This window comes from Alteromonas sp. H39 (assembly GCF_047556435.1).
GTDB lineage: Bacteria > Pseudomonadota > Gammaproteobacteria > Enterobacterales > Alteromonadaceae > Alteromonas.
In genome coordinates, this window is the sequence record NZ_CP180210.1 from 3,673,680 (window position 1) to 3,699,674 (window position 25,995).

Consider the following 25,995-nt stretch of genomic DNA (forward strand, 5'->3'; position numbering starts at 1 on the left):
TTATTATTCCGCTTAATCGTACAGGGTATCCGGCAACCAGGTTGCCAGTTCAGGCCAAACAGCTAACGCTATTAATAGCACAATTTGTATACAGATGAACGGCACAACGCCACGATAAATATCGCTGGTCAGTACCTCAGGTGGTGCAACGCCCCGCAAATAGAAAAGGGCAAAGCCAAACGGGGGAGTTAAAAATGATGTCTGCAGATTCACCGCTAACATGATCCCCAGCCATACCGGGTCCACCCCCATCGCCAGGAGTATCGGCGCCACCAGCGGTACAACAACAAACGTGATTTCAATAAAATCCAGGATGAAACCAAGAATAAACACAACCAACATCACCACCAGCATGGCACCAATGATGCCGCCGGGCAGGTTGCTAAGAAAATCATGAATAAGCCGTTCGCCGCCAAACCCACGAAAAACCAGTGAGAATATAGATGCACCAATCAGGATTAAAAACACCATTGAGGTGACTTTCGTGGTATCCATCATCACGTCTTTTAAGCGCTGCCAGTTTAGCTGTCGCTGCATTATCGCCAGCAACAACGCTCCGGTTGCCCCCACGCCGGCGGCTTCTGTCGGCGTGGCGAATCCCGCCAAAATAGATCCCAACACCACAATCATCAGCACCAGTGGCGGAAATAACGCGTTTATCAGTTGTGTACCGCTGATTGCCTGGGGTGCAACGGGCTCCGAGTTACTCTCATCAATGCTACGGCTGCTGGTCAGCATCACGTAAAGCAAGTACAAACCGACCAACAACAATCCAGGAATGAGTGCGCCGACGAACAAATCTCCCACTGACACGGTATCCGGCGAGAATATCCCCATAGAAAGCTGCGCTTGCTGGTAGGCACTTGATAACACGTCACCCAGTAGCACTAAGGCAATTGAAGGCGGAATAATTTGCCCCAGCGTACCTGTGGCACAGATAGCGCCAGAGGCAAAGGAAGGTGTGTAGCCACGCTTGAGCATCGACGGCAACGACAGCAACCCCATAGTCACCACTGTGGCCCCGACAATGCCGGTGCTGGCGGCCAGCAACATACCAACCAACACGACAGAGATTGCCATACCTGAGCGAAACCGCCCCATCAATGCGGCCATCGCGGTTAACAGATTTTCTGCTACCCGCGATTTTTCAAGCACTATGCCCATAAAGATAAACAGAGGGACGGCTATCAGCGTTTGATTGGTCAATATGCCATAAAGCCGGCTAGGCATCGCATTGAGATAGCTGGTATCGAACGTGTTTGTGGTAAAACCGATGGCGGCAAAAACCAACGACGTTCCCGCCAGCGTGAACGCCACCGGATAACCGAACAGCAGTACCACGCACACGCAGACGAACAGCGCAATAGCCATCCATTCCATCAGCGCGCCCCTCCTTTTAGCTGGTGAGCGTAACGTGCTATATCACTCAGTCCCTGCAGTAATGTCAGGCCAGCGAATAAAGGAATCAGGGATTTAAGCAAAAAGACCAGCGGTAAGCCACCAGCTTCCTGTGACGATTCAAGCAATTTCCAGGATTCCGCCACATACGGGAAGCTTATTACGGCAACGGTGATACAAACCGGGACCAGAAAAACCAACGTGCCAACCAGGTTCACCCATGCCTGGCTGCGAGCGGACATTTTTCGGTATAACACGTCTACCCGCACGTGTCCCTCGGCGCGCAGTGTATGGGCAATGCCCACCATAAAAACCAGCGCATGCAGATACATCACCGATTCCTGTAAGGCAATCCATCCCATCTGAAAGCCGTACCGCAGTACAACAATGAGAAAGGTTAACAACACCATTATCAGGGTACCGATACTGACCCACCGACAAAGCGCGGCATTAAATTTATCTATCGTACGATATGCCGGTTCATCGACATGGTTGCTGGAGGGCGTGGACATAGCTACTTATCAGTCCGCTTAACAATTTATTTACGTTAGTTGCTAGGGTAATAAGATTTCAGCGTTTTGCCAATCACTATGCCTGACAGGATGCTGTTTAGCGTGCCTGGGCAACAGTAACGTTAACACAACACCGGACACAATAACGCTGCCTGTAAATCGCATTGCAAAGGCTCGAACGACGGAGTCTGTGGTTTTAACATGAAGGGATATCAGGGGCGATAACGGCTTTTGATGTTGGGCACTATGCTCCAGGAACACAGCAGACTGAGAGCGCTATCTGGCTTTTCCGGCAGGTAAAATAATCAGAGAATGACGGGAGTGGCCGGTCACAACCGACCACTCCGCAGCGTCTTTAGCTAAGTACGTCAAGTAGCTCAACGTCGAAGACAAGCGTGCTGTAAGGGGCAATCGCGCCGCCTGCACCTTGCTCACCATACGCAAGATTGTGCGGTACATATAAACGCCATTTCGCGCCTTCCTTCATCATCTGAAGGGCTTCAGTCCAGCCTTTAATTACGCCGTTTACCGGAAATTCTGCTGGTTGACCACGCTCATAAGAGCTGTCAAACACCTGATCGTTAATTAAGGTGCCGTGATAATGAACGCGCACAGTGCTGTCGGCATTTGGTGAGTTACCCTCGCCTTCTGCAATCACTTCGTACTGCAGGCCTGACTCGGTTACAGACACTTCGTCACGCTCGGCGTTTTTTGCTAAGAAGGCATTCCCTTCTTCAATTACTGCTTTGCTGGCTTCTTCTTTCGCCGCTTGCATGCGCTGATGAATTTCGCCGAAAGCGTTACGCAGCGTGTCGTTATCGACCTGAGGCTGAGAACCGCCAAACGCGTCCTGAAGACCGGCAACAACCGCATCGATGGTCATGCCATCGAAAGGATTTGTGCGAAGTTGTTCACCCATTTGATAACCAATGCCGTAGCTGGCCTGCTTTTCTACCGTATCGAAGGTATCTGTCACAAGAACTCCTGAAATAAAATTACATATATTGGTTAAGTTTTGCGCACTTGATACAATACGCAACGCACCAATATTTTTCGGGCAAAGAGTGTATCACACCACGAAACGTCTTGCCTGACACAAAGTTTCACCTCAAATGAACTAAATTTATAGATTTAAATTATAACTCTTTGACGTTAGACAACGACGCCTTGACGAAGTAAGGTGAAAGGCATGCTAGCAGGAGGACGCAATGCAATCACACTATGATGCTGAACTGAAAGATACAGTACGCTACCTGGGTAAAACACTTGGTGAGACCATCAAGGCGCAACTGGGACAAGAGTGGCTGGATAAGATTGAAACCATCCGTAAAGACGGCAGATCATCCTATCAGGGAGATGCTGACCGAAGCGAAAATCTGAAAGAAATTTTCAAAAGCATGTCAGATGCCGATCTTTTGACTGTCGGCAGAGCATTCGCACAGTTTCTGAATTTGGGCAATATTGCCGAGCAGGAATACAACAGTGCCATGAATGTGGACGCTTCCATTGATGCCCTGTTCGAGCATCTGGATAAGGCCGAACTGAGCGCGGACAATGTGCAAAAGGCCGTAGCGAAGCTGAATATCGACCTTGTGCTTACCGCGCACCCAACTGAAGTGACGCGACGTACGCTGATCCACAAACACAAAGAGTTATCCCGTTGCCTGAAAGAACTACATCAGGACACGATTTCCGATGCCGAGCGCGAGAAAGTAGAAACCCGCATCGCAGATTTAATAGCACAGGCATGGCACACCGAAGAAATCCGCTCTGAGCGCCCGACGCCAGTTGATGAGGCGCGCTGGGGCTTCTCGGTTATTGAGAACTCGTTGTGGGAAGCTGTTCCTGATTTCCTGCGTGAGCTTGATGATCGTTTGCAAAAAGATTATTCGGTGTCACTGCCACTGGACGCCGCGCCGGTACAGTTCAGTTCCTGGATGGGCGGTGACCGCGATGGCAACCCATTTGTTACCTCTAAAGTGACCGAGCAGGTATTGCTTCTGGCGCGTAAACGCGCTGCCAAGCTGTTCACGATAGACTTAGACCGTCTGCAGGTTGAGCTGTCAATGTTTGACTGCAACCAGGAACTGCGTGACCTTGTTGGCGATGTGAATGAGCCCTACCGCGCGCTGCTGCGTCCGCTGGTTCGCCGCTTTGCCGCTACCCGTGATGGCATCGCCGATTACCTTGCAGGCAACTCACCGGACGAAAGCGACTGGATCACCAGCAACGATGAACTGCTGAAACCACTGTTGTTATGTTACCGCTCGCTGTGCGACTGCGGCATGAAAGTGGTTGCCGATGGCATCCTGCTGGATACCATCCGCCGTGCACGTTGCTTCGGTGTTCACTTGCTAAAACTGGACGTCCGTCAGGACTCAGAGCGTCATGCTGACGTGTTCAGTGAGTTGACCCGGTATTTGGGGCTTGGTGACTACGCGCAATGGAGCGAAGCCGACAAACAGGCATTCCTGCTGCGTGAGTTGAGCTCGAAACGTCCGCTTTTCCCGGCTAAATGGGATGCCTCGGACGATGTAAAAGAAGTGCTTGAGACCTGCCGCGTTATCGCGAAACACAGTGAACAAGGGTTTGGAATATACATTATCTCGATGGCCAGTGAGCCGTCAGACGTAATGGCAGTACAGTTGCTGCTGCAAGAGTCAGGCGTATCCTGGCCCATGCCTGTGGCGCCGCTGTTTGAAACGCTGGACGATCTGAATAACTCGCCGTCAGTTATGCGCAAGCTGCTGTCGATTGACTGGTATCGTGGTTATGTGAAAGGCCAGCAATATGTGATGATTGGCTACTCAGATTCCGCCAAAGACGCTGGCGCACTGGCTGCTGGCTGGGCACAATATGAATCGCAGGAAGCCCTGGTTGCATTAGCAGATGAGTTCGATGTGACGCTTACCTTATTCCACGGCCGTGGCGGTACAATTGGCCGTGGTGGTTTGCCTGCGCACGCGGCAATCCACTCACAACCGCCGGGTTCACTGGACGGTGGCTTCCGTGTTACTGAGCAAGGCGAAACCATTCGCTATAAATTTGGTATGCCACAGCTTGCCAAACGCAGCTTAGGCATATACACCAGTGCCATTATTGAAGCGATGCTGTTCCCACCGCCGGCACCGAAACAGGAATGGCGAGAGCTCATCACTAAGATGGCGGCAGCAGGTCGTGACAATTACCGCGGAACTGTGCGCGAAGACAAAGATTTCGTGCCTTACTTCCGTGTGGCCACGCCAGAGCAGGAGCTGGGTAAGCTGCCGTTAGGTAGCCGCCCTTCTAAGCGTAAGCCGCAGGGCGGAATTGAAAGCCTGCGCGCTATCCCATGGATATTTGCCTGGGCGCAAACTCGCCTGGTATTGCCTTCATGGCTTGGCGTAATGCGTGCTATCGATAAGGTGAAATCGGAAAGCGACGAGAAAGTTGTGGCAGAAATGTTCTCTGAATGGCCATTCTACCGTTCGCGCCTGTCGATGCTGGATATGGTATTCCATAAGGCCGACCCACGCATCAGCGAAGCGTACGATGCACGCCTGGTACCACAAGAGCTGAAACACTTTGGTGAAGCCCTTCGTACCGAGCTGAAAGACAGTATCGAATCGCTGCTGGCGCTAACCGGACAAAAAGGCATTATGGACAACGACCCGTCCGGCAAAGAGTCGATGGAGATCCGCGCTGCGTATTTGCAGCCATTGCACTATTTGCAAATCGAGCTGCTTGAACGTATTCGTGAGGCCGGTGAAGATGCTCATAATACTACGCTGGAGCGCGCCATGATGGTGACAATTGCAGGTATCGCGATCGGTATGCGTAACACAGGCTAGCTCAGCAACGTCTGATTTTGCAGACTGACAAAACAGAGAAAGGCTGGTTTCGACTAGCCTTTTTTATTTCTAAAACCGGACGTATGTCATTTTATTGCGGCGCAGGCCGTAGTAATGCTAACGGCAATTGACCGGCCGTGTCATTGCAACGCAGGGCTTAAAAGCTGGGCACACTCCAATCACACCGCAACCGCTAGCAGTTACTGCACTTCACCGGGATGACTTACTGGGAGTGGAATTTCGCCCCGGCACAGAGTGACATACGCATAACATTACAGACATAAAAAAGCTCCCACTCACGAATGAGTGGGAGCTTTTATCATATTCAGTGCGAGACAAAGAGACTCGCGAAATATTTAGCCGTTAACGAAGTCAACGCCCAGCTTGATATCGCCACGCAGGCCTTCAAGCATAGACTCTTTGGCTTTCTGTTCGAAGTCGCTCAGCTCGCCGTAAGGCAGAATTTCTTCTACGCCATTCGCGCCAAGGCGAACAGGGTGTGCGAAGAATGCCGCGTCATCGCTCTCATCAGTCTGAACGTATGCATACTCAACTACGTTCTCACCTTGCATTGCCGCTACCAGAGACAGACAGAAACGTGCTGCAGCCTGACCCATAGACAATGTTGCAGAGCCGCCACCGGCCTTCGCCTCAACAACCTCAGTACCAGCGTTCTGGATGCGAGTCGTCAGGCTCTCGATTTCGTCGTCAGAGAAAGATACACCTTCAACCTGAGACAGCAGAGGCAGAATAGTCGTACCTGAATGGCCGCCGATTACCGGAACGTGCGTTGCAGCAGGATCCAGATCTTTCAGTTCAGCCACAAACGTCTCAGCACGGATCACGTCAAGTGTAGTCACACCGAACAGCTTGTTCTTGTCGTAAACCCCTTTTGCTTTCAGCGTTTCTGCCGCGATAGCAACAGTGGTGTTTACCGGGTTAGTGATAATACCCAGGCATGCAGAAGGACAATGGTCAGCAACACCTTCTACCAGCGTTTTCACGATGCCGGCATTGATGTTAAACAGGTCTGAACGGTCCATACCCGGCTTACGAGGCACACCGGCAGGGATCAGCACTACGTCACAACCTGTCAGCGCGTCGCCCAGATCGTCTTTACCGTGACCGGTGACTTTCACTGCAGTGGGGATGTGGCTCAAATCAACCGCAACACCAGGAACTACTGGCGCAACATCATAAAGCGCTAATTCTGAACCTGCTGGCAATTGTGTTTTCAACAACAAAGACAGCGCCTGACCAATACCACCGGCAGCACCCAACACGGCTACTTTCATACCAATTCTCCTATGGAATACTCACGTATAAAAAATGGAACGTCACACTAATGCAACGAAGGGGAAAACTCAATCACCTAATGGTCTTATGGACGCCATTTGATGAATTTTATGAGCAATATTCATAATCATGAATGATTATGCAATTAAATTGCGGAAAGTTCACGTCTGCGGCACAATATATACTCTTTATTCACCCTCGAAATGTTTACAGGACGCTATGGCTAACCCAAAACAAGAACAACTGATCAAAGCCTTCAAGGAAATTCTGAAATCGGAGAGCTACGGTTCGCAAGGCGAGATTGTAGACGCACTCAAGTCGCAGGGTTTCGACAATATCAGCCAGTCCAAAATATCCCGTATGCTCAGCAAATTCGGCGCGGTACGTACACGAAATGCACGCGGAGATATGGTGTACTGCTTACCACCTGAGCTGGGCATGCCGACGGCCAAGAGCCCGCTGAAGCAGCTAGTACTGGATATTGTTCATAACAACGTGATGGTTATCATCCGTACCAGCCCGGGTGCTGCTCAGCTTATAGCCCGCTTACTCGATTCACTAAGCAAAAAAGACGGCGTGTTGGGCACCATTGCCGGCGACGATACCATCTTCATCGCCCCGGCTGACGTGGGCAAAATTGAAGAGTTGCGCCAGCGCGTCGAAGATCTTTTCGACAACGTGTAAAGCACGTTAATTCTCATTGAGCCAGGTACACAAAAAAGCGAGAGCCCGAGCTCTCGCTTTTTATTTGGATGCTGCGTTCGAAATCAACACGCATTTCTATTCGCTTACATCCTTAAACATTCAGCATTAATGCCCCAATCGCGCTATTAGCTTATCTGCTGCAGGTTTAGAAGAAGCAGGGTTTTGACCGGTGATCAGCAGGCCGCTTTCACACACATGCGGCTCAAAATTATCTGCCTGCGAAAACTTACCGCCTTTGGCTACCAGTTCATCTTCCACCAAATACGGCACCACGCTCGTGAGCTCCATCGCGTCTTCCTCTTTATTAGAGAAACCGGTTACTTCTTTACCATCGACAAACGGTTTGCCATCCGGCCCCTTCACCTCTTTAAGTACGATAGGAGCATGGCAGACAGCGCCAACCGGCTTTTCAGCTTTGACCATATTTTCAATAAGCGACACCGAGTGCTGATTGTCTGACAAGTCCCATAGCGGCCCGTGGCCACCAGGATAGAAAATGGCATCAAACTCATCCGCCGTCACATCTTCAATCGGGATAGTAGAAGATAGCGCTGAACGGGCCAGCTCATCTTCAGTGAAACGCTTTGCGTCTTCGGTCATCGCATCATCGCCGAGACTGTTCGGGTCGATAGGGACCTGCCCACCTAGTGTTGACGCCAGGGTAACGGTATACCCTGCATCCAGAAAGGCGTAATACGGTGAGGCGAACTCCTCCAGCCACATACCGGTTTTATTACCCGTGTCGCCCAGAATATCGTGAGATGTCATCACCATTAAAATTCGTTTAGTCATACGACCTCCTGTGTATTGAAAGTCATATTGGTACAGCGACCAAAGCAAACTAGATTACTTTGAAAACATTAATTTTGTTGCTCTTAAAGTATGTAAGCACTCACATTTAACAAGCGGGCTTAAAGACTGTTCCTGAAAATATATAAGCGCAAGAATACCTCAGACACAAAAAAACCCGCCGAAGCGGGTTTTTCATTATTGTGAGGTTTCTTAGAACTTGTAGTCGAAACCGATGCGAATTTCCCACAGTGACGCATCACCGATACGGGCTTCGCCGTTTTCACCCACAACAGCAGTATTGAAGATAGCGCGCTCAGCAATACCCCAGTCATCGTTCAGGAAGTTCGTAAAGTTATCAAACACAACGAATGCGCTTGAACTATGACCTTCCATGAAACCTGGCAACTGCTGTGTGATACGCAGGTCAACCTTGTTCCACCACGAACCGTCTTCACCGTTACGCTCGTTACCTACCGGCAGCACGTTGTTGCTATCCAGGTAAGGCGTGAAGCCGTAGGCGGCATTCGAATCATCCTGTGACAGCGTATAGCTGAATGGCTTACCTGACTGAATCAGGGCAAACGCACCAAACGTTGTCGGATAACCATCAAGCAGCTCGATATCATATGAGATATTCGCTGTCAGACGATGTTCGATGTTGTAATCAGACAGTGAAGAAACCTGCTCCTGCGGGTCAAAGAATGCACGGTACTGATAGTTAGAGAACGCCACTGAACTGGTCATAGGCTGTACATCTTCAGCATGGTTGTAGGCATAGCCCCCTGCCACACTGATACCGTTGTCCCAGGTCTTCATCAGACCGAAAGACACCGTGTAAGACATCGAGTCTTCATCAGAGTTAGTCAGTACAAATGAGTCCATGCGTACGCTGTCATAGATAGGACGACCTTCATCAGTCGTACCTACCTGCTCCAAATCGCCGCGCAGAACAATGGCCTGATTCTGCGTGCGGGACAGCAGTAAGTCAGCCTGCAACACATAATCGTCTGCAGTCTGGTGTGTTACACCAAGAGACAGTTTAAGCTCTGACGGGATCTCGAAGTTCGGATCCAGATAGTTGATCTCAAAGTTAGAGCCTTCACCGTTGGCGACAGCATTGTACATTTCTGACGGAATACCGTAGCCCGGGCCAGCCGGAACTCCGTCTTCTACGCCAAGGTAAACCACATCGTCATCGAACAATGAACGGGTGCCATCGGTATAGCCGAAGTTACGACCACGCTGGCCGAACTGAAGCACATTGTTATTCGAGAAGTTGTTTGACAACCAGACGTTCGGGTTACCGCCTGAGAACAGACCCAATCCACCACGCAGTTCAGTGCTGTCATTCAGATAATAGTTAAAACCGATACGCGGCTGGATTAGACCTTCGCCATCCAGGTTAGCCGAGTTAGAGAAGCCGTAATCAGCCACGAACTCAGCATTTTCTACCGGACGGTCGTCAGTTGTATACCAGTCGTAACGCACACCTAAGGTCAGCGTCAGGTCATCGTTGAAGTAAAATTCATCTTCAACATACAGTGCGTGTGTTTCATAACCCCAAACCGCAGCGGCATCAGCCGGATCGCCTGAAGGTGCGTTGTTGTAATAAATCGCGCCTGGCGTACCTGCTTCAAACGCTTCCACGCCACCGTAGAAACGCATTTCGGTTTCGGTGTGCTGTACGAATACGTTGAATACGTCCAGCGCTTCACGCTCGTAACCGAAAGTCAGGTCGTGACCATTATCAAACGAGTAGTAACCACGGAAAATCAAACCGTCTACGTCATAGTCCAGATCGTTTGCCTGACGGCTGTCATCGCCACCAAGATAAACATCAACAGACCCGCCATTCGGATTGTCCGGGTTGTCGACTACGATACGCATCTCACCAAAGTCGATGCCACCAACCTGGCCAGTTGTATTCGATAAAGACAGCTGGCGGTTATCCAGCTCAAGACGCGATACACGTAACTCAGTCGAGAACTTATCTGTCCAGTCTGAGTAAAGTGAAACAACGTGTGAATTCAGCTCTGCACCCACTTCATATAAATGGTTCTGAAGCTCAAATTCGTCCAGATCACCATCTGACTCATTAATGAAGTAACCGTCATTGTAAGTGTCGGTGTAGCTCAGACGATGGTTATCGTTGATGTTCCAATCCAATTTAACCAGTAACTTCTCGTCTTCTTCCGGCAAGCTGGTTGGAACCGGGCCCGGATCGTACTGATAAAGCTCATTAGAAATACGGATAATTTCATCCAGGTCCTGCTGACGAAGGTTTACTTCGTTAATCGCACCTGAGCCAATAGTCCCGCGGGTGAACAAGCTGGAGCCTTCGTACTTCTCGTAAGCGACGAAACCGAACAGCGTGTCTTCAATCAATGGGAAGCCGATGTTCACACCATAGCGCTTATCACTATAAGACGGTGCAGCAATGTCTTCGCCTTCCAGAGAATCACCCTGCAGGTCATTCGAACCGTAATCGTAGAATACGCCGCCATGAATTTCGTTCGTACCCTGTTTCGTTACCGCATTGATGTTACAGCCGGTAAAGCCTGAATAAATAACGTCAAACGGCGCAATCTCTACAGTAACCTGCTGTATCGCATCGTAAGAGAATGGCATACGAACCGTCGGATAGCCGCTGGAACCCAATCCGAAAGAGTCATTCATTTTTACACCGTCAACAGTCAGACTGTTGAAACGGTTTGACTTACCCACATACTGTACAGGGTTAGAGTCGCCTCGCGTTTCGTCAACGTAGACACGTGGGTCAATACGAATAACGTCAGTGATATTACGGTTGATTGTCGGTGCCGTTTCCATCGCTGCCATATCAAATGACGCAGACGGGCTGGTTTTACCAAATACCGATACGCTCATTTGCGACGCAAAAACCTGAATCACTTCAATATCAGACGTATCCGGCTCCAGCGTGTAGTTGAACGAAAGCGGCTCACCCAGTGTTAGATAAACATCTGACACAACGGTATCAGCGAACTCATCTGAGTCGACTTCAATCTCGTAAGGTCCGCCTACGCGAAGACCACTTAACGAGAACTGACCATTCGATCCGGTAGTGATTGTTTTGACAGTGCCGGTTGGAAGGTGTTTAACCGTGATTTCTGTGCCCGGTGCAGGATTTCCCTGAGGGCCTGAGATGCTACCGCGAATTGAGGATGAGGTTTCCTGCGCCATGGCTGCTGATGACAGCCCCACAGAAAAAGCCACAGCCAACACAACTGAGTTTCGTCGAGGTGTACATGATGTGTGTTTCCCTTAATTTAACTTACTATTATTTTTGGGCATTAAGGGACCGATACTGCGTGGTCCTTACGCCTGACACTGGTGAAATTGTCAACAGTTAATATGACACTTTTATGACGATATGCAAATCCGTAAAACAATTAACCATTTGGTTAGGATTTTAAGTGCTTATTATGAAATTGTTGTGACAAGCCCCGCGAACTTGTTGTTTTTATATCGCGATGACTGTTGACGGCATTCCAGGCAATGCGGACACCATTTGACCAATCCAGCATACCACCGATTGCCAGTCACACAATAGCGTTTCGGTGATTTTATAACCTTTCTTTGCCACATCCCCCTCGCGCTTGCGCAATTAAAAAGGGCAACATAAACCGATGTCACGATGCCGGCGTTTGCCCGCCTTGAGAATCGCAAACACAGATGGAAGGTTTTAAAGCACGGGGCGTGTGCAGACGCTATCTGTAAAGATGCTTTTGATGAGTTTTAAGCAAAAAAAAGCCAGCTACCTTTCGGTAACTGGCTTTCGCTTCTGTCGTTAGGGACGCATTATTAGAATGTGTACTTCACGCCCACTTTCAATCTCCACGTTGACTCTGATACGTCAAACGTGTCGTAGTTAGCTGTGTTGGTTCCACCGAAACGCTCCTGATAGATGTACTGACCTTGGTCGTTAACATCAAAATCAAACAGGATTTGTTGAGGGAAACGCATACGGTATACCTTACCCCAATCATCATTCAGCAGGTTAGCAAAGTTAGAGATTGTCAGGTAAACCTTACCTTTGTGACCGTCTACGAAACCTGGCACTTCCTGAGAGATGTAAAGATCAGCCGTTGCAAACCAAGGTTGAGTGGCTGAGTACTTCTCTACGTAGCCACCTGCAGCACCCGCCACGCCGGCTTCGCTTGCAATCGCCATGATCTCGTCGTAGCTCAGGCCAGACTCAAAGTCCATGTTCGGATCGTCAGCACCTGAAGGGATGTAAGGGATGTAAATATCCGAATCATCCAGAGCGGGTTGATCACCGAAGTCATCATCGCGGAATGAGCCCAGAGTCCATGAGAATGGACGGCCTGAACGACGTTCGAAGAACAGGTTAAAGTTAGTTGTGTAACCTTCGAAGAACTCAGTCTTATAACCTAAGTTCAGAACAAAACGGTGCTCAACTTCATAATAAGCCGTGCCTACCAGTGGGTTGTTACGGTTCAGGGTAACTTCATACTGATAGTTTGAAACTGCACGTGAGCTGGTGCCCGGGTTCGCTTCTGTAATGTCTTGGTTAGTGTAAGACGCGTTGAAAGAGAAACCGTTATCCCACTCTTTATTCAGTGCCGTTGTCAGAATAACACTGCGGCCACCGTCATCAGAGTTTGTCAGCTGAATATCGAAGTTATCTTCATATGCCGTGCCGTTATAAACGTTATCCCAGATGATACGCTGGCCGTCAGCAGTACGGTTGCCGTTATCAACACGAGACAGGTCAACCCAATAAACACTGTCTTCACGATCCACGTAGGTCAACTCTGTTGTCCACGCGAAATCTTCACCCACGCCCGGGATGTCGAAGATATAGTCCGCACCGATCTGATAACGCCAGTCAGATGGCATTTCGAAATCAGGGTCGATTTGGTTGGTGCTACCAGCGCCTTGCGCCAATGCATCCATCGCAACCTGAGGAACTGAAGTGAAGTCAACATCTGACGGATCCAGTGAATCCAGTGTGACAGAGTCAAGCGTTACCCCATCGTTGGTGTAGGCATTTGAGATCCATACCAATGGTGTACCACCGGTATAACGTCCCAAACCACCACGTACTGTCAAATCGTCAGTCACGGTCCAGTCAAAGCTTACGCGAGGCAGGATGATATCAAAACCGTCCAGGTTCTCGGTGTTAGCAAAACCGTAAGTGTCCAGGAAGTTCTGGTTAAGCGCAGGTGCCTGGTCCACAGACAAGTACTCATAACGCAGACCTGCAGTCATCACGATATCGTCAGTCAAATCAAACGTCGCGTCACCGTAAAGCGCGTAAGTGGTGCTATCTACGTCATATGCAACGTCTTGTTCGTTATTTGTGTAAGCATTGCTGTAGTAGAACTCAGCAATCTGGCCCGCTGCGAAATCTTCGATGCTGTCGAAGTCCCACACACCGTCAGAACCTTCAGCAAACAGGTTGTAGTTTGTGGTGTCTTCCATTTCGAAGCCGAACTTGTATTCAACGTCGCCAGATAGGTATGTCGCGTGAACACCAAAGTTAAACACTTCGTTCGCAAGTACGTTAGCGTGACGGAACTGGTCCTGACCTGCTGTCACGTCAACTTCTTCACCACGAACGTTGATGGTGCCGTAACCATTTTTAGTTACTGAAGCTTGTTCGAACTCTTTGTAGGACATGCTGACTTCAGTGAAGAAATCCGCACTCCAGTCAGAGTAAACGTGTGCAGTATAGAATTCGTTAGTTTGCTCTGACGTCCACTGGTTTGAAGTTAGCAGAATGTCATAAGGCGAGTCGTTAAAGTTACGCGCCTGAGAGCTTTCCTGGTTGCTGTAGGTGAAATCAGCACGGTGATTGTTAGAGATGTTCCAGTCAAGCTTGATCAGAATCTTCTCATCTTCATTTGGCGAAGGTGCGCCACCGATGGTGTCAGTGATGCCGTACTGGTTAGCCAGGATATCAATGACTGCGTTTGCATCAGCAAGGGCTTCAGCAGAGTAAGTTGAAGGGTCAAAATCCAGAACAACATCTTCTTCCCACTTCTCATAAGAACCGAAGAAGAATAGTTTATCTTCGATTAACGGTGCGCCTAACGTAAAGCCGTAAGACTCTTCTTCGTTAGTGGTTGGGAACTCAATTGGGTCGTCACCTGGAGGAACACGATCATCAATCGCATCACCTGTGGTAGGTACAGTTTCGAAGAAAACAGAGCCTGAAACTTCATTGGTACCAGATTTAGTAACAACGTTGATGTTACCACCACCGAACTTCCCTGCGCGGGTGTTGAATGGTGCATACTCAATAGAAACCTGCTCTACCGCGTCCAGAGAAATAGGCGGACGTGAAGTAGGGTAGCCGTTGCTCTGCAGACCGAAGGTATCGTTGATGCCTACACCGTCAATCGTTACCGCATTATATTTTGGGTTGCTACCAGCAACACTTAATTCATCACCGTCAGGGCTAACAGCGGCGAGTGGGTTGTTACGAACAACGTCTTTCAGGTCACGGTTAAATGTCGCAGTGTTATTGATGAAATCTTCACCGAATACAGAGTTTGCACCGCTGTTTGAGAAGAAGTCACGAGTACCTGTAACAACAATACGCTCAACGTCAGATACACCTTCAAGTTGTGCGTTCAACTGGAACGTGTCGTTCAGGTCAAGGTATACGTCTTCGATAACCTGACTCTGGAATTTATCAGACTCAACAATAATAGTGTAAGGACCGCCAACACGCAGACCACGTGCTGAGAACGCGCCTTCCGCGTTAACTTCGGCTTCTTTCACTGTGCCTGATGGTTGGTGAAGGATAGTAATGGTACTGCCAGCGGCTGGATTACCCTGTGGACCAACGATCATTCCGCGCATAGCAGACGATTGACCTGTATTTGCAACGGCAGTGGTAGCAACACCAACTGACAATGCTACAGCCATCGCTACGCGACTGAACTGAGATTTCGTAATCATGTGTGTTTCCCTTTAATTAGGCGATGTATCACAACCGCTCTTTCACTCTTGTGGTGTTTGAGTCGATTGCATGCTGTTTTCTATTTTAGGCGACAAGATTGTTCGTTAGTTTTGTTTCAGCTTTATGACAAATCATCAAAAAAGTGCTCGTTAACAGTTTGATAACGTATCAGTTTTCTCAAAAAAACCTGACCAAGCGGTCAACAAAACTTACTTATTCTAATTATCAACAGGAACAATTCTGTACTGCGTCGTATTCTTCGCTGATATCGCTTTAGTAAACAGCGTTTATCGCAATTCAAATTTACTTATCAAATTAACATGTAAATCAACACCTTGAGCACTTAAAGTAAACTTACTGGTTGCAATAAATAAGGTTAGCTGGTGAAATTGCGCCATTAAATAAGGTAAGGTTTTGAGTAGTAAATTGTCATTTGTGCGGATACCAAAATTTGTACAGCATAGTTTTCTGGTACTTTTACTGGCGGTCACGGTTGTGTCTGCGTTTTACCAAAAGCGAGAGAAATTGCCTACTATACAGCCACAAACTGGTCAGAATTACATCTGCGAAGCCCCCTTTTCCGACAATGATGACACCTTTGATGTGTATGTAACGGACAAATCTGTCGCATTAATGTCAATCGAACGGTTTTGTAGCGATAAAGTGGTACGCAGACAATTTGGCAATGTGAATGTCATTTTAGGTCAAAATGACTACGATACCTTTCGCTACATCAATCACGGTGTGGTCGATTTGGCGCTGGTAAAAAGTAATGTGGTCGAAGCATTTGGTGCTGACAGCATTTACGGCTATGAAAACATCGCCTCTCACCCTGATTACAGCGCGTATTTTATCGCATTAAAGGAAAAGCCGGAACTGAGTAAGGAGTATCTCCTCGGTAAACAAATCGGCATTCTCGACTATCCCAGCAGTCGCTCCGGCCATATTGTTCCTAAAACTGTTCTGAAATCGCTCAATCTCAGCGATAACAATGTAGAGCTTAACTATTACAACTCACATGTCGAGTTACGTCGCGCGCTTCTCGCAGGGGAAGTGGACATTATCTCCTCATACTGGGGTAAAGGTGACGATGAAATTCTGTCGAAAAACTACATTACGTCTTTGCACAGTGGCGTTAGTGGAATGCGCTGGTACCTGAAGATGCAAACACGAAACACAGATTTACGCTGCGCTACACAGCAGGTTATCAAACAAATCGCGGCATCCCATCCGAGGGCCTATTACCAACGTGTCGACCTGGAACAGGAGTGTGGTAGTGAGTAGCCTGGGAAGACGCAGAAAGCGTGATACTGCCCGTTTAGCTGGCATTTGTGTCGCCCTCCTGATTGGATTTCAGCTTGCAGCATTCGCGGCTCAGTATCTGGGGACCACGCTCACACAACACCAGGCACTGGATGAACTTGAATTGAGAATAAGTCTCGATGCCGCTTATCTTGATGTGGGCAACGCGGCTCTGAATACGCCGGTAAATAATTCGGCAGTCCAGCGGTATCTTGCACGCTTAAATTCTGCCTTGTATAACGACGACTACCCCCTGATGGTCTCCTCGCTACAGTCGGTAAATTATGATGGCGAGCTTCCCACCTCATTTAACAGCAACGAGACCTTAACACTCACGAATTCAGAACAGGCAATCGTTGTGGAAGTGGCCATGCCGACAGCCTTTTCAACGTTATCTTTCAGCCCGATGGCGCTGTTATTCAGCCTGGTATTAATGCCGCTTTATGTACGTACCTCAGGCAGGCGGAGACGCAGAGAGTTGATTATTGCCCAGGAAGAAACCGCTCCTGTGCCACTGCTTATTATCGACCTGAAAGAAAAAACACTGGGCAACGGCGTCAATGACGTCAAGGTAGTGCTACAAAACAAACCTTTGTGTTTTTACACTGCATTGGTGAAGTACTGCATGGATAACCCCGACGAACCCTTGCAGCACCATAAGGATGTGCCGACAGAGCTGCTGAACCTGGCCAACAAAGTGTTTGGCCGACTGATCGAATTAGGCCACACCAAACGTAAACGCCCGGACTTTAACGCTAACCTTGATAAAACACTGAGTGAAGTTCGTGCCGCGCTGGATGAGGTTTTTGCCGAGTTTACGGCAGAAAAAGAGCGCTATTACCCCCCTCGGGCGCAAGGTGAAGGCTCGCGCTCAAAACAACACAGCTTTGCTCTAACCAGTCTCAGTCCGGAGGATGTAGAAATTATCGGTAATTAAAATTTACGGCTTTTCAACGCATTTAAACACCCAATAAGTGAGTAATCGCGAACTTAACATTGATTCGTGAGGGGCAAACGCGTATCTTTGCATCAAGAAAAATAGCCTTCATGTATTATGCAATCGCCGTTAATTATTGCCATTTCCGGAGCTTCAGGCTCTGGAAAATCGTTATTTACCGAAAATTTATATAATGGATTCTCCGCACAGGGCCGTCCTGTGCAAATTTTACGAGAAGACCATTACTATCGCGCGCAGGACCATCTGCCGATGGAAGCCCGCGAGCAAAATAACTATGATCACCCTAACGCCTTCGAGCACGAGCTTCTTAAAGCCCACCTGCAGGCGCTGCGTAACGGGGAACCGATCGACTACCCGCATTACTGTTTTAAAACGCACACGCGTTTGCCGGATACAGAAAGACTGAACCCGGCTCCAGTGATCATTCTTGAAGGGATCATGTTGCTTGCCCGTGCAGAGCTACTTCCCCTTTATGATGTCAAAATCTTCATCGACACGCCGTTAGATATCTGCCTCATGCGCCGCATGATGCGGGATATAAAAGAGCGTGGCAGAACCATTGAATCGGTGGCACAACAATACGAACAAACCGTTAAGCCCATGTATCACCAATTCATTGAACCCAGCCGCTTTACTGCAGATGTGGTAGTGACCCAGGGCGGAAAAAACCAGATTGCCCTGGACGTTATCAAGTCGCATATCCAGCAGGCATTAATGTAAAGGATTATCCCTATGGTAAGTTTACTGGGCATTGCGCTATTGCTCGGCATTGCTTATGCGCTTTCGTCAGCGCGTCGTTCGATTAACTGGCGAACCGTGGGTGGCGCTTTTGCCATCCAGGCTGTCATCGGTGCATTCATTTTGTACTTCGAGCCAGGCAAGCAGTTGCTGCTGAATATGACCCAGTTTGTTGCCAATATCATTGGTTACAGCCAGCAGGGCATCGACTTTGTGTTTGGCCCTATTGGCGACAAATCACTGGGCTTTATCTTTGCCTTCAACGTTCTGCCTGTCATCATTTTCTTCTCTTCGTTAATTGCTGTGCTTTATCACTTAGGCGTGATGACGTGGATCATTCGTCTAATCGGCGGCTTCCTGCAAAAAGCGCTGGGCACCAGTCGCCCGGAGTCAATGTCTGCTGCGGCCAATATTTTCGTTGGGCAAACTGAAGCACCACTCATCGTACGTCCGTTTATCCCGCATATGACCCGGTCAGAACTGTTTGCCATTATGGTTGGCGGCCTGGCATCCATCGCCGGCTCAGTTATGGCGGGTTACGCTGGTATGGGTGTAGAGCTCAAGTATTTGCTTGCTGCCAGCTTCATGGCGGCACCAGGCGGGCTACTGATGGCAAAAATCATTTTGCCCGAAACCGAAAGTGCCAAGGACGAACTTAAAGAAATTGATGCCGAAGATACCGGCTACGCCAATGTTTTCGATGCTGCCGCCAGTGGTGCAGCGTCAGGCCTTACCCTGGCCCTGAATGTTGGCGCAATGCTACTTGCTTTCATTGCGCTTATCGCCATGCTTAATGGTATTGTAGGCTGGTCGGGCTCGTTATTTGGCTTTGAAAATCTGACGTTTGAAGCCATTTTGGGTTTCTTGCTACAGCCACTTGCCTGGGCCATCGGTGTACCGTGGGAAGAAGCCAAGATAGCCGGCAGTGTTATCGGTCAGAAAGTCGTAGTGAACGAGTTTGTTGCGTATTTGGGGTTCCTTGAGAATCGAGAGGCCTTATCTGCGACGTCTCAGGCTATCATCACTTTTGCACTCTGCGGTTTTGCAAACTTTTCCTCAATTGCCATCCTGATGGGTGGAATTGGTGCGATGGCCCCAACCCGACGTAAAGAAATCGCGCGTTTGGGCCTAAAAGCTGTTATTGCAGCAACGCTATCTAACCTTATGAGTGCCTCACTGGCAGGTTTCTTTATCTCATTGGGTTAAAAATACGGCCATTAGTAGACTATTTGGTCAAGTTTTTGTAAATTACGCACCTCTTCGCGCAGACGTTGATTTACGTCAACGCCTGCGTCTTTTCTGTTCGCGGGTCTATGATTATAATGCCGCCGTCTAAATTAACGGGAATCAGATATGCAATTAGTTGCTGTTGACTACCAGGCCGAAAACGCACAGGAACTCTTTGTTGAGTCGTTGCGTGAGACCGGATTTGGTGTACTTAAAAACCATCCAATTCAGCAATCGATGGTGTCAGATATTTATGTCGCGTGGCAGAAGTTTTTCGATAGTGAAGAAAAACACCAGTATCTCTACAACAAAGGTACGCAGGATGGTTTTTTCCCGCAAAGCGTCTCTGAAGTTGCTAAAGGGTTTACCAAGAAAGACATCAAAGAGTATTACCACTTTTATCCGTGGGGTCAGTGCCCGACTGAGCTTCGTCCACAGCTTGAAGCCTATTACAATCAGGCAACGGATCTTGCGAAAACGTTGCTGGGTTGGATAGAGGCACATTCACCGGATGAAGTAAGTAAACATTACCGCGAGCCGCTGTCGAATATGATTAAAGACAGCGATCAAACACTGCTTCGCGTGTTGCACTACCCGCCACTAAGCGGTGACGAAGAGCCGGATGCGATTCGTGCCGCTGCGCATGAAGACATTAACCTGATCACTATCTTGCCCGCAGCAAATGAGCCTGGTTTGCAGGTAAAAGCGAAAGACGGCAGCTGGCTGGATGTGCCGTGTGATTTCGGTAATTTGATCGTGAATATCGGTGACATGCTGCAGGAAGCGTCAGGTCATTACTTCCCGTCTACCACGCACCGGGTGATGAACCCTGAAAACGCAGACATGACCAAGTCGCGTATTTCATTGCCGCTGTTCCTGCACCCTCGCCCGGATGTGCAGTTGTCAGACCGTCATACTGCAGGCAGCTACCTTCAGGAACGCCTGAAAGAACTGGGCGTGATATAAGTGTCCGGTTCCTGATACTAAAAAGCCGTGCGACTGCACGGTTTTTTTTGTTTCGCACGTCTCAGTTATCACGCAATATGAGCATTGCCTTTCTGGCTTACTTTTGTGCTGACACAATTCGATCGCGTGATTTAAATAAGACGCGTTAAGCTACACCGTTTCGCGTACGCCTGACTACGACCTTACTGCACCATGTCTAGTTCACCCGGCTATGCAGCGTCGACAGCTTGCTTAAATAACGATTTTCGTCCTGCGCATTGGGCGCATAGCGTGCTGCTTTTTCAATATACGCTTTTGCGCGGGAGATATCGCCAAGCTGAAAGTACGTTTTCGCCAGACCAAACCAAATCTCATGACGGCTGTCATCCAGGCGCATTGCTCTGCGATAATGCACCAATGCCTCATCATAATTGTTGTCTGCCAGCGCCTCTTCTCCCAGCATATAATGATAAAACGGGTTGTTGTCACGCCGGCGCTCGACTTTTGCGGCGATAGCATTGGCCTCATCATTTCGCCCCTGGAAACGGTAGAGGATCGCCAGATTCTCCCAAGCAGTGAGATTATCTTCCTCCAGCTCAAGCGCGCGTTTATAGGCTACTTCAGCAGCATCGTAAGCATCTACTTTTCGATATAAAATACCCAGGTTTCCCCATGACTGTGACAACTGAGGAGACAGTAACGCTGCTTTTCTGAAATAAGCATACGCCTTTGAGTAACTGTTCGCGATAAGCGCATCGGCGCCTTTGTTGTTGTAAAACATGGAAAGTACTACGTCCTTACTGACTTTATAGCGGGGAAAATACTCCCGGACAGCCTGCGGATCGAAGTCAACATCAACGAAGTCTTCTTTCATGCGGGTAATGTTCATTTCTTTTGGCGTAGTAATGCGAAGGTTCAGATGCCCGTTCAACAAACTGTACCCAGCCCTGCGAGTCCAGTATTCAGGGATATCTACTTCGTAAAACTGCGCATCAAATCCCGCGTGTTCTGCCATCGAAAATGTCATGATGGATAAAGAAAGGCAATTTGCCGTTTGCATATGGAAGGTTTCTGACGCGGTAGAATTAGCGCTGCCGCGGTACTGCAGCCCTAGCGAAGAATAATCAAAGATATTATCTACCAGATTACGAATATTGCTTTCGTAATTGTCATGAGGCGACTGCGTAGATTTTACGAATGCGGCAGCGTCTTCATCCAAAGCAAAAATCGTTTCCTCGGACTCGGGCTCAAACAGCGTATAACTGGGAAACAGGTCATCCCGGAGTACCGGATAAGGCTGTTTCACCACGGTTTCAGTGCTGACACACCCCTGCAATATCGCCGCAATCCCCAGGCAAGTTACTAGATTTCGAGCTCCCATATACCACCTCCGCTTACCGCACTTTCCGGCACCTACTGGCGGGTTATGTCCCTACTAACGACTGACTCCACTCCTGGAAAGCACACCCTCAGATATAAAGCGCCAGAATGTAATATCCCTTTAAGTATAGAACATCTGCACACACTCACTTTCCATTTACAGGGGAAAGTGAGCAATTTGTCGCAAAATCACTCGGCAACGAGAAGATTCCCCCGCTGCACTTCTGTGATGACGACCTGAAGCAGTTAAAAAAAGCGCGTACTAAGGTTACGTAAGTTTAATCAACTGGATTGCAACAGCGGGCGTATCCATTCCCAGCATCGTTACTGACGTTTATATAACGTGCCACGACTTTACTTCTCAGGAGAATATATTATGAAACAACTGCTATCGTTTTTTACTAAAGCACTGATTATTGCCAGCTTCAGCATTACAGCCATGGCTGGTCACCACATGAAAGACAAAGAAGATATCGTGACTATTGCCGCAGGCAACGACGATTTTTCTACTCTGGTGACAGCGATTAAAGCGGCAGGTATCACTGACATTCTGAAAGATGCTGGTCCGTTTACAGTATTTGCACCTACCAATGCTGCTTTTGACGCGCTGCCTGCCGGTACGCTGGAAAAGCTTCTTAAACCGGAAAATAAAGATGCGCTGGTACAGGTACTTACCTACCATGTTGTTGAGGGTAAAGTCACAGCTGATCAGGTAGTAAATCTGAGTGAGGCAACGTCTGTTGAAGGTACTACCATCGATATTTCAACTGATATGGGTAAAGTGAAAGTTGAAAATGCTACTGTCGTCAAAACTGACATCATGGCATCAAATGGCGTGATCCACGTTATCGATACGGTCATTATTCCTGATACGCTTGCTGCCAGCTTATAATTCGCACGTCATATAAACACTGCGAAGCCGGGTTCCCCCCGGCTTTTTTCTTTTTTAAATATAATTCTCGACACAATTCTGCTTTACAGCTCCCCCTCCTCCTGTGTAACTTTTAATCGGAACGTTACGCACGGTTATTATTTGTTTGTATCGAATTTTTACGCCAACGCGGACTAACTGTTTACAGGCATTAGCTTTTCGGTATCAGCGCACATCATTTCTCACACAGGGATCACGACTATGATTCGAGTGGTTTTCAACCAAAAGGGGGGCGTGGGAAAGTCGACTATCAGCACCAATCTGGCCGCGCAGAGTGCAATCGCGGGGCAACGGACTCTGCTTGTCGACCTGGATGCGCAAGGTAACAGCACCCATTATGCTGGCGTTAACATCAGTGATGACACCCTTACTGTTTCCGACCTGTTTAAACAGGTAGCCGGGTGGTTCAGCTCACCCAGACCTCCGGCTGATTTTGTGCAGGCTACGCCCTTTAACAACCTCTTTGTGTTGCCTTCCCACCCGGGACTTGCAGACATCGAAAGGGAGCTTGAGTCACGCTATAAGATGTTTAAACTTAAAGAGGCTCTGCACACATTAGCGGACGAATTTGATCAGATTGTTATCGATACACCGCCAAATTTTAATTTTTACTCCAAGGCCGCATTGATAGCTGCAGATCGGTTTATTATTCCGTTCGACTGTGATGACTTTTCCATTCAGGCCATTGGCAGGCTACTCGACAATGTTATGGAATTAAAAGAGGATCATAACCGCGAGCTGACGCTTGAGGGTGTAGTGATAAACCAGTTTAATTCACAGGCCCGCTTGCCAGCTTCACTGGTAGCAGAATTAAGAGCGCAACAGTTGCCGGTACTTGAGCCATATCTCAGCTCCAGTGTGAAAGTAAAGGAATCGCACAGCGCACAAACGCCACTTCCCTTTTATGCCGGCAGCCACAAGGTAGCAAAGCAGATCGCTGCGTTATATTCGGGCCTGGAGCAAACTTAAACCTGCATCAATATCGTCACTTCTTCCAGTAAGATAAATGCCCCCAGGGCGAACAGAATGCCCCCTGCCAGTTGTTCCTGTCGAACCGCCCAACCGGGCGATTTGGCAAGCCAGCGTCCTAACTGAGAAGACAGGGTTACCACAAACAAATCACTTGCCAGCGCAATAACGGCAGCTGCAGCAACACCTGCTCTGGCGCCATTTCCCATGGTGCAGGCCATAATATACAAATTGGAAGGCCCAGGAGACAGACTGAGTATTAAGGCCGCTACTGCGAAAGCAATCAGTACATCCATTCCTATCAATGTATCTCCTTAGGTCAGCGTTCCTGACGCTGACAAATTACTGCTTTTATTAAAATAAGGATGACGGCCATTCAATCTTTACTGTGTAACATGTTAATCGGCGCCGCATCGCCAGGCACCTGACAAGCTTATCCGCAAAACGATGCAGTCTACGGCGCTTCAGTTCGGGCCTCCCACATCAGCTACATACAAGGCTAACAGCAAACTTTTAGGTCGCAATGCTGATCCTCTGGGTATAGCTTTCAGGTAGTAATCATTACAAATTAATCAGTCAGTTTCACGTTTGTCATGCTGAAGTGAAGCGTGTCTGACTACAACGAAAGTCATGGCCAACATGGCACCGGCCTGCAACCCACTGTGATGTGGACGCTTAGCCGTGTGGCTTATCATCAGTGCTTAAGGATATCACTTCTATGTTTTTGTCTTACAGTTTCACACTTTGGGGGCTTTGGCTTATTCTGTTAACTGTGGTGGTCCAGAGTCTTGTTGCTGCTGTAGCACACCGAAAGCAGTCACAATATATACCGGGTAAGGTAGATGAAAACCTGAGTCACGATTCCTTTGTGTTCAGGAGTCACCGGACGTTTCACAACTCGCTCGAAAACCTGGCAATCTTTGTATTACCAATAATGCTTGCCATTTTTGCAGGTGCAGAGCCACAAACCCTGACGGTGATTGTCTGGGTTTACGCTATCGCAAGAATCATTCACATGGCACTGTATTACGCTATAGCCACCGAGAAAAACCCCAGTCCGCGCAGCTATTTTTATATGATCGGACTACTCGCCACGCTGGCAGCCTACATCGTTGTTGCCTTGGAGTTACTCTCTCGTGGTGCGTAGGTGTGCCCAGGTAGCTCTGCTTTTTGCGATACTGCTCGTGTCCTTCGCGGGCCGAGCGCAAGAACAGACCGATTACCGTTTGACCAATGTTACCGACGATGTGTTTCGTTTCACCGCCGGAAACTATCACGCTCTGGTTGTTAATACCGATGACGGTATCGTGCTGGTAGACCCTCTCAACAACGATGCAGCCAATTGGTTAAAAGCCACTGTTAAAGAGCGCTTCAGCAAGCCGGTGACGCATCTTATCTACAGTCATAGCCATCCTGACCATGCCTACGGCGGTGACGTCTTTGACGATGGCAACACCGTTTTGATAAGTCATAAAGATGCGCGCGCTAACCTGAAGCGCGTTCGCGCTGACACCGCCCTGCCCTCGCTGGTATTTAATGACACCCTCACCCTTTATGCTGGCGATAAGGAACTGACACTTACCTATTACGGTCCGACTAACGGCTACGGCAACGTTGCCGTGCACGTGATGCCCGATGATGTCATGTTCGTCGTTGACTGGGTGGTATTAGGTCGCCTGCCATACAAAGATCTGATGGGTTATGATCTTGAAGGTACGCTTAGCGCTACTGAACGATTACTCAAACAACCTTTCACTCGCTTTGTGGGTGGCCACGCCGATATGGGAGATAAAGCCGACGTCAGCGCATATTACGAATATATCAAAACGCTTCATGACAGTGTGCTGGATGGGATCCTCGCCGGAAAAAGTCTGGAGCAAATTCAGCAAAGCAAACCGATGGCAGCGTATTCGTCACTCAAAATGTATGAAGAGTGGGTAAATCTCAATATTCAAGGGGCTTACGAGCAGCTGGTTTCCCGCTCGTACCTGAAGTTGCGTAACCCGGCACTCAGCCGGTAACGGCAATTTACTGTGGTAGCCCGTTACCGGCTCGATAAC

The 25,995-nt window shown here is 48.7% G+C and carries 20 protein-coding genes; 11 read left to right on the plus strand and 9 right to left on the minus strand.

Going from position 1 to position 25,995, the window contains the following annotated elements:
• Window positions 1–12 precede the first annotated feature (12 nt).
• From ACLBLI_RS16030 to ACLBLI_RS16040, 3 genes are all read right to left on the minus strand, one after another.
• Window positions 13–1,380 carry a TRAP transporter large permease gene (locus tag ACLBLI_RS16030; RefSeq protein WP_414828571.1) on the minus strand — a complete coding sequence of 456 codons (1,368 nt, stop codon included), beginning with the start codon at window positions 1,378–1,380 and terminating at the stop codon, window positions 13–15.
• The gene (locus ACLBLI_RS16035) at window positions 1,380–1,910 is read right to left on the minus strand and encodes a TRAP transporter small permease subunit (RefSeq protein ID WP_414828572.1); all 531 of its coding nucleotides are present in this window, start codon (window positions 1,908–1,910) and stop codon (window positions 1,380–1,382) included. The genes ACLBLI_RS16030 and ACLBLI_RS16035 overlap by 1 nt, the downstream gene beginning before the upstream one ends.
• A 355-nt stretch (window positions 1,911–2,265) precedes the next feature.
• On the minus strand, window positions 2,266–2,886 hold the full coding sequence (locus ACLBLI_RS16040; protein ID WP_414828573.1) for an FKBP-type peptidyl-prolyl cis-trans isomerase: 621 nt from the start codon (window positions 2,884–2,886) through the stop codon (window positions 2,266–2,268).
• Between the two features lie 232 nt (window positions 2,887–3,118).
• Here ACLBLI_RS16040 and ppc point away from each other — a divergent pair, with 232 nt between their 5' ends.
• Window positions 3,119–5,740 (plus strand): phosphoenolpyruvate carboxylase, encoded by a 2,622-nt coding sequence (gene ppc, locus ACLBLI_RS16045; RefSeq protein ID WP_414828574.1) that lies wholly within the window; start codon window positions 3,119–3,121, stop codon window positions 5,738–5,740.
• A 356-nt stretch (window positions 5,741–6,096) separates the two neighbouring features.
• Here ppc and mdh read toward each other — a convergent pair whose 3' ends face one another.
• Window positions 6,097–7,035 carry a malate dehydrogenase gene (mdh, locus tag ACLBLI_RS16050; RefSeq protein WP_414828575.1) on the minus strand — a complete coding sequence of 313 codons (939 nt, stop codon included), beginning with the start codon at window positions 7,033–7,035 and terminating at the stop codon, window positions 6,097–6,099.
• Window positions 7,036–7,255: 220 nt separating this feature from the next.
• Between mdh and argR the strand changes: the two genes are divergently transcribed.
• Window positions 7,256–7,720 (plus strand): transcriptional regulator ArgR, encoded by a 465-nt coding sequence (gene argR / locus ACLBLI_RS16055; RefSeq protein WP_414828576.1) that lies wholly within the window; start codon window positions 7,256–7,258, stop codon window positions 7,718–7,720.
• Window positions 7,721–7,846: 126 nt separating this feature from the next.
• Here argR and ACLBLI_RS16060 read toward each other — a convergent pair whose 3' ends face one another.
• From ACLBLI_RS16060 to ACLBLI_RS16070, 3 genes are all read right to left on the minus strand, one after another.
• Window positions 7,847–8,533, minus strand: a complete 687-nt coding sequence (locus ACLBLI_RS16060) for a type 1 glutamine amidotransferase domain-containing protein (protein WP_414828577.1) — start codon at window positions 8,531–8,533, stop codon at window positions 7,847–7,849.
• A gap of 210 nt (window positions 8,534–8,743) precedes the next feature.
• On the minus strand, window positions 8,744–11,734 hold the full coding sequence (locus ACLBLI_RS16065; protein ID WP_414830984.1) for a TonB-dependent receptor: 2,991 nt from the start codon (window positions 11,732–11,734) through the stop codon (window positions 8,744–8,746).
• A gap of 621 nt (window positions 11,735–12,355) precedes the next feature.
• A complete protein-coding gene (locus tag ACLBLI_RS16070) occupies window positions 12,356–15,484 on the minus strand; it encodes a TonB-dependent receptor (protein ID WP_414828578.1) in 3,129 nt (1,042 codons plus the stop codon).
• 415 nt (window positions 15,485–15,899) lie between these two features.
• Between ACLBLI_RS16070 and ACLBLI_RS16075 the strand changes: the two genes are divergently transcribed.
• The 5 genes from ACLBLI_RS16075 (at window position 15,900) to ACLBLI_RS16095 (ending at window position 20,676) form a co-directional block, all read left to right on the plus strand.
• Complete coding sequence (locus ACLBLI_RS16075; RefSeq protein ID WP_414828579.1) at window positions 15,900–16,769, plus strand: hypothetical protein; 870 nt, start codon at window positions 15,900–15,902, stop codon at window positions 16,767–16,769.
• Window positions 16,762–17,724 carry a hypothetical protein gene (locus tag ACLBLI_RS16080; protein ID WP_414828580.1) on the plus strand — a complete coding sequence of 321 codons (963 nt, stop codon included), beginning with the start codon at window positions 16,762–16,764 and terminating at the stop codon, window positions 17,722–17,724. The genes ACLBLI_RS16075 and ACLBLI_RS16080 overlap by 8 nt, the downstream gene beginning before the upstream one ends.
• A 117-nt stretch (window positions 17,725–17,841) precedes the next feature.
• Entirely contained in the window at window positions 17,842–18,465 is a 624-nt protein-coding gene (gene udk, locus ACLBLI_RS16085; RefSeq protein ID WP_218313118.1) for a uridine kinase, read from the plus strand.
• 12 nt (window positions 18,466–18,477) lie between these two features.
• Window positions 18,478–19,689 carry a NupC/NupG family nucleoside CNT transporter gene (locus ACLBLI_RS16090; protein ID WP_414828581.1) on the plus strand — a complete coding sequence of 404 codons (1,212 nt, stop codon included), beginning with the start codon at window positions 18,478–18,480 and terminating at the stop codon, window positions 19,687–19,689.
• A 147-nt stretch (window positions 19,690–19,836) separates the two neighbouring features.
• Window positions 19,837–20,676, plus strand: coding sequence for an isopenicillin N synthase family dioxygenase (locus tag ACLBLI_RS16095; protein ID WP_414828582.1), 840 nt, complete (start codon window positions 19,837–19,839; stop codon window positions 20,674–20,676).
• Window positions 20,677–20,872: 196 nt separating this feature from the next.
• Here the strand turns inward: ACLBLI_RS16095 and ACLBLI_RS16100 are convergent, their stop codons facing one another.
• Window positions 20,873–22,036, minus strand: a complete 1,164-nt coding sequence (locus ACLBLI_RS16100; RefSeq protein WP_414828583.1) for a tetratricopeptide repeat protein — start codon at window positions 22,034–22,036, stop codon at window positions 20,873–20,875.
• A gap of 375 nt (window positions 22,037–22,411) precedes the next feature.
• On the opposite strand from ACLBLI_RS16100, the gene ACLBLI_RS16105 reads away from it, so the two are divergent.
• Together ACLBLI_RS16105 and ACLBLI_RS16110 are read left to right on the plus strand one after the other, a co-directional pair.
• On the plus strand, window positions 22,412–22,927 hold the full coding sequence (locus ACLBLI_RS16105; RefSeq protein WP_414828584.1) for a fasciclin domain-containing protein: 516 nt from the start codon (window positions 22,412–22,414) through the stop codon (window positions 22,925–22,927).
• A gap of 240 nt (window positions 22,928–23,167) precedes the next feature.
• On the plus strand, window positions 23,168–23,935 hold the full coding sequence (locus ACLBLI_RS16110) for a ParA family protein (protein WP_414828585.1): 768 nt from the start codon (window positions 23,168–23,170) through the stop codon (window positions 23,933–23,935).
• Here ACLBLI_RS16110 and ACLBLI_RS16115 read toward each other — a convergent pair.
• Window positions 23,932–24,240, minus strand: a complete 309-nt coding sequence (locus ACLBLI_RS16115; protein ID WP_414828586.1) for a hypothetical protein — start codon at window positions 24,238–24,240, stop codon at window positions 23,932–23,934. The genes ACLBLI_RS16110 and ACLBLI_RS16115 overlap by 4 nt on opposite strands.
• 413 nt (window positions 24,241–24,653) lie before the next feature.
• On the opposite strand from ACLBLI_RS16115, the gene ACLBLI_RS16120 reads away from it, so the two are divergent.
• Complete coding sequence (locus ACLBLI_RS16120; protein ID WP_414828587.1) at window positions 24,654–25,082, plus strand: MAPEG family protein; 429 nt, start codon at window positions 24,654–24,656, stop codon at window positions 25,080–25,082.
• Window positions 25,083–25,161: 79 nt separating this feature from the next.
• Window positions 25,162–25,956 carry an MBL fold metallo-hydrolase gene (locus ACLBLI_RS16125; RefSeq protein ID WP_414828588.1) on the plus strand — a complete coding sequence of 265 codons (795 nt, stop codon included), beginning with the start codon at window positions 25,162–25,164 and terminating at the stop codon, window positions 25,954–25,956.
• Window positions 25,957–25,995: the final 39 nt, after the last annotated feature.

Bases quoted from the DNA above. Each gene is read 5' to 3' on its own strand.
- ACLBLI_RS16030 (WP_414828571.1), bottom strand. From the start codon at position 1,380: ATGGAATGGATGGCTATTGCGCTGTTCGTCTGCGTGTGCGTGGTACTG.
- ACLBLI_RS16035 (WP_414828572.1), bottom strand. From the start codon at position 1,910: ATGTCCACGCCCTCCAGCAACCATGTCGATGAACCGGCATATCGTACG.
- ppc (WP_414828574.1), top strand. From the start codon at position 3,119: ATGCAATCACACTATGATGCTGAACTGAAAGATACAGTACGCTACCTG.
- mdh (WP_414828575.1), bottom strand. From the start codon at position 7,035: ATGAAAGTAGCCGTGTTGGGTGCTGCCGGTGGTATTGGTCAGGCGCTG.
- argR (WP_414828576.1), top strand. From the start codon at position 7,256: ATGGCTAACCCAAAACAAGAACAACTGATCAAAGCCTTCAAGGAAATT.
- ACLBLI_RS16060 (WP_414828577.1), bottom strand. From the start codon at position 8,533: ATGACTAAACGAATTTTAATGGTGATGACATCTCACGATATTCTGGGC.
- ACLBLI_RS16065 (WP_414830984.1), bottom strand. From the start codon at position 11,734: ATGGCGCAGGAAACCTCATCCTCAATTCGCGGTAGCATCTCAGGCCCT.
- ACLBLI_RS16070 (WP_414828578.1), bottom strand. From the start codon at position 15,484: ATGATTACGAAATCTCAGTTCAGTCGCGTAGCGATGGCTGTAGCATTG.
- udk (WP_218313118.1), top strand. From the start codon at position 17,842: ATGCAATCGCCGTTAATTATTGCCATTTCCGGAGCTTCAGGCTCTGGA.
- ACLBLI_RS16090 (WP_414828581.1), top strand. From the start codon at position 18,478: ATGGTAAGTTTACTGGGCATTGCGCTATTGCTCGGCATTGCTTATGCG.
- ACLBLI_RS16095 (WP_414828582.1), top strand. From the start codon at position 19,837: ATGCAATTAGTTGCTGTTGACTACCAGGCCGAAAACGCACAGGAACTC.
- ACLBLI_RS16100 (WP_414828583.1), bottom strand. From the start codon at position 22,036: ATGGGAGCTCGAAATCTAGTAACTTGCCTGGGGATTGCGGCGATATTG.
- ACLBLI_RS16105 (WP_414828584.1), top strand. From the start codon at position 22,412: ATGAAACAACTGCTATCGTTTTTTACTAAAGCACTGATTATTGCCAGC.
- ACLBLI_RS16110 (WP_414828585.1), top strand. From the start codon at position 23,168: ATGATTCGAGTGGTTTTCAACCAAAAGGGGGGCGTGGGAAAGTCGACT.
- ACLBLI_RS16120 (WP_414828587.1), top strand. From the start codon at position 24,654: ATGTTTTTGTCTTACAGTTTCACACTTTGGGGGCTTTGGCTTATTCTG.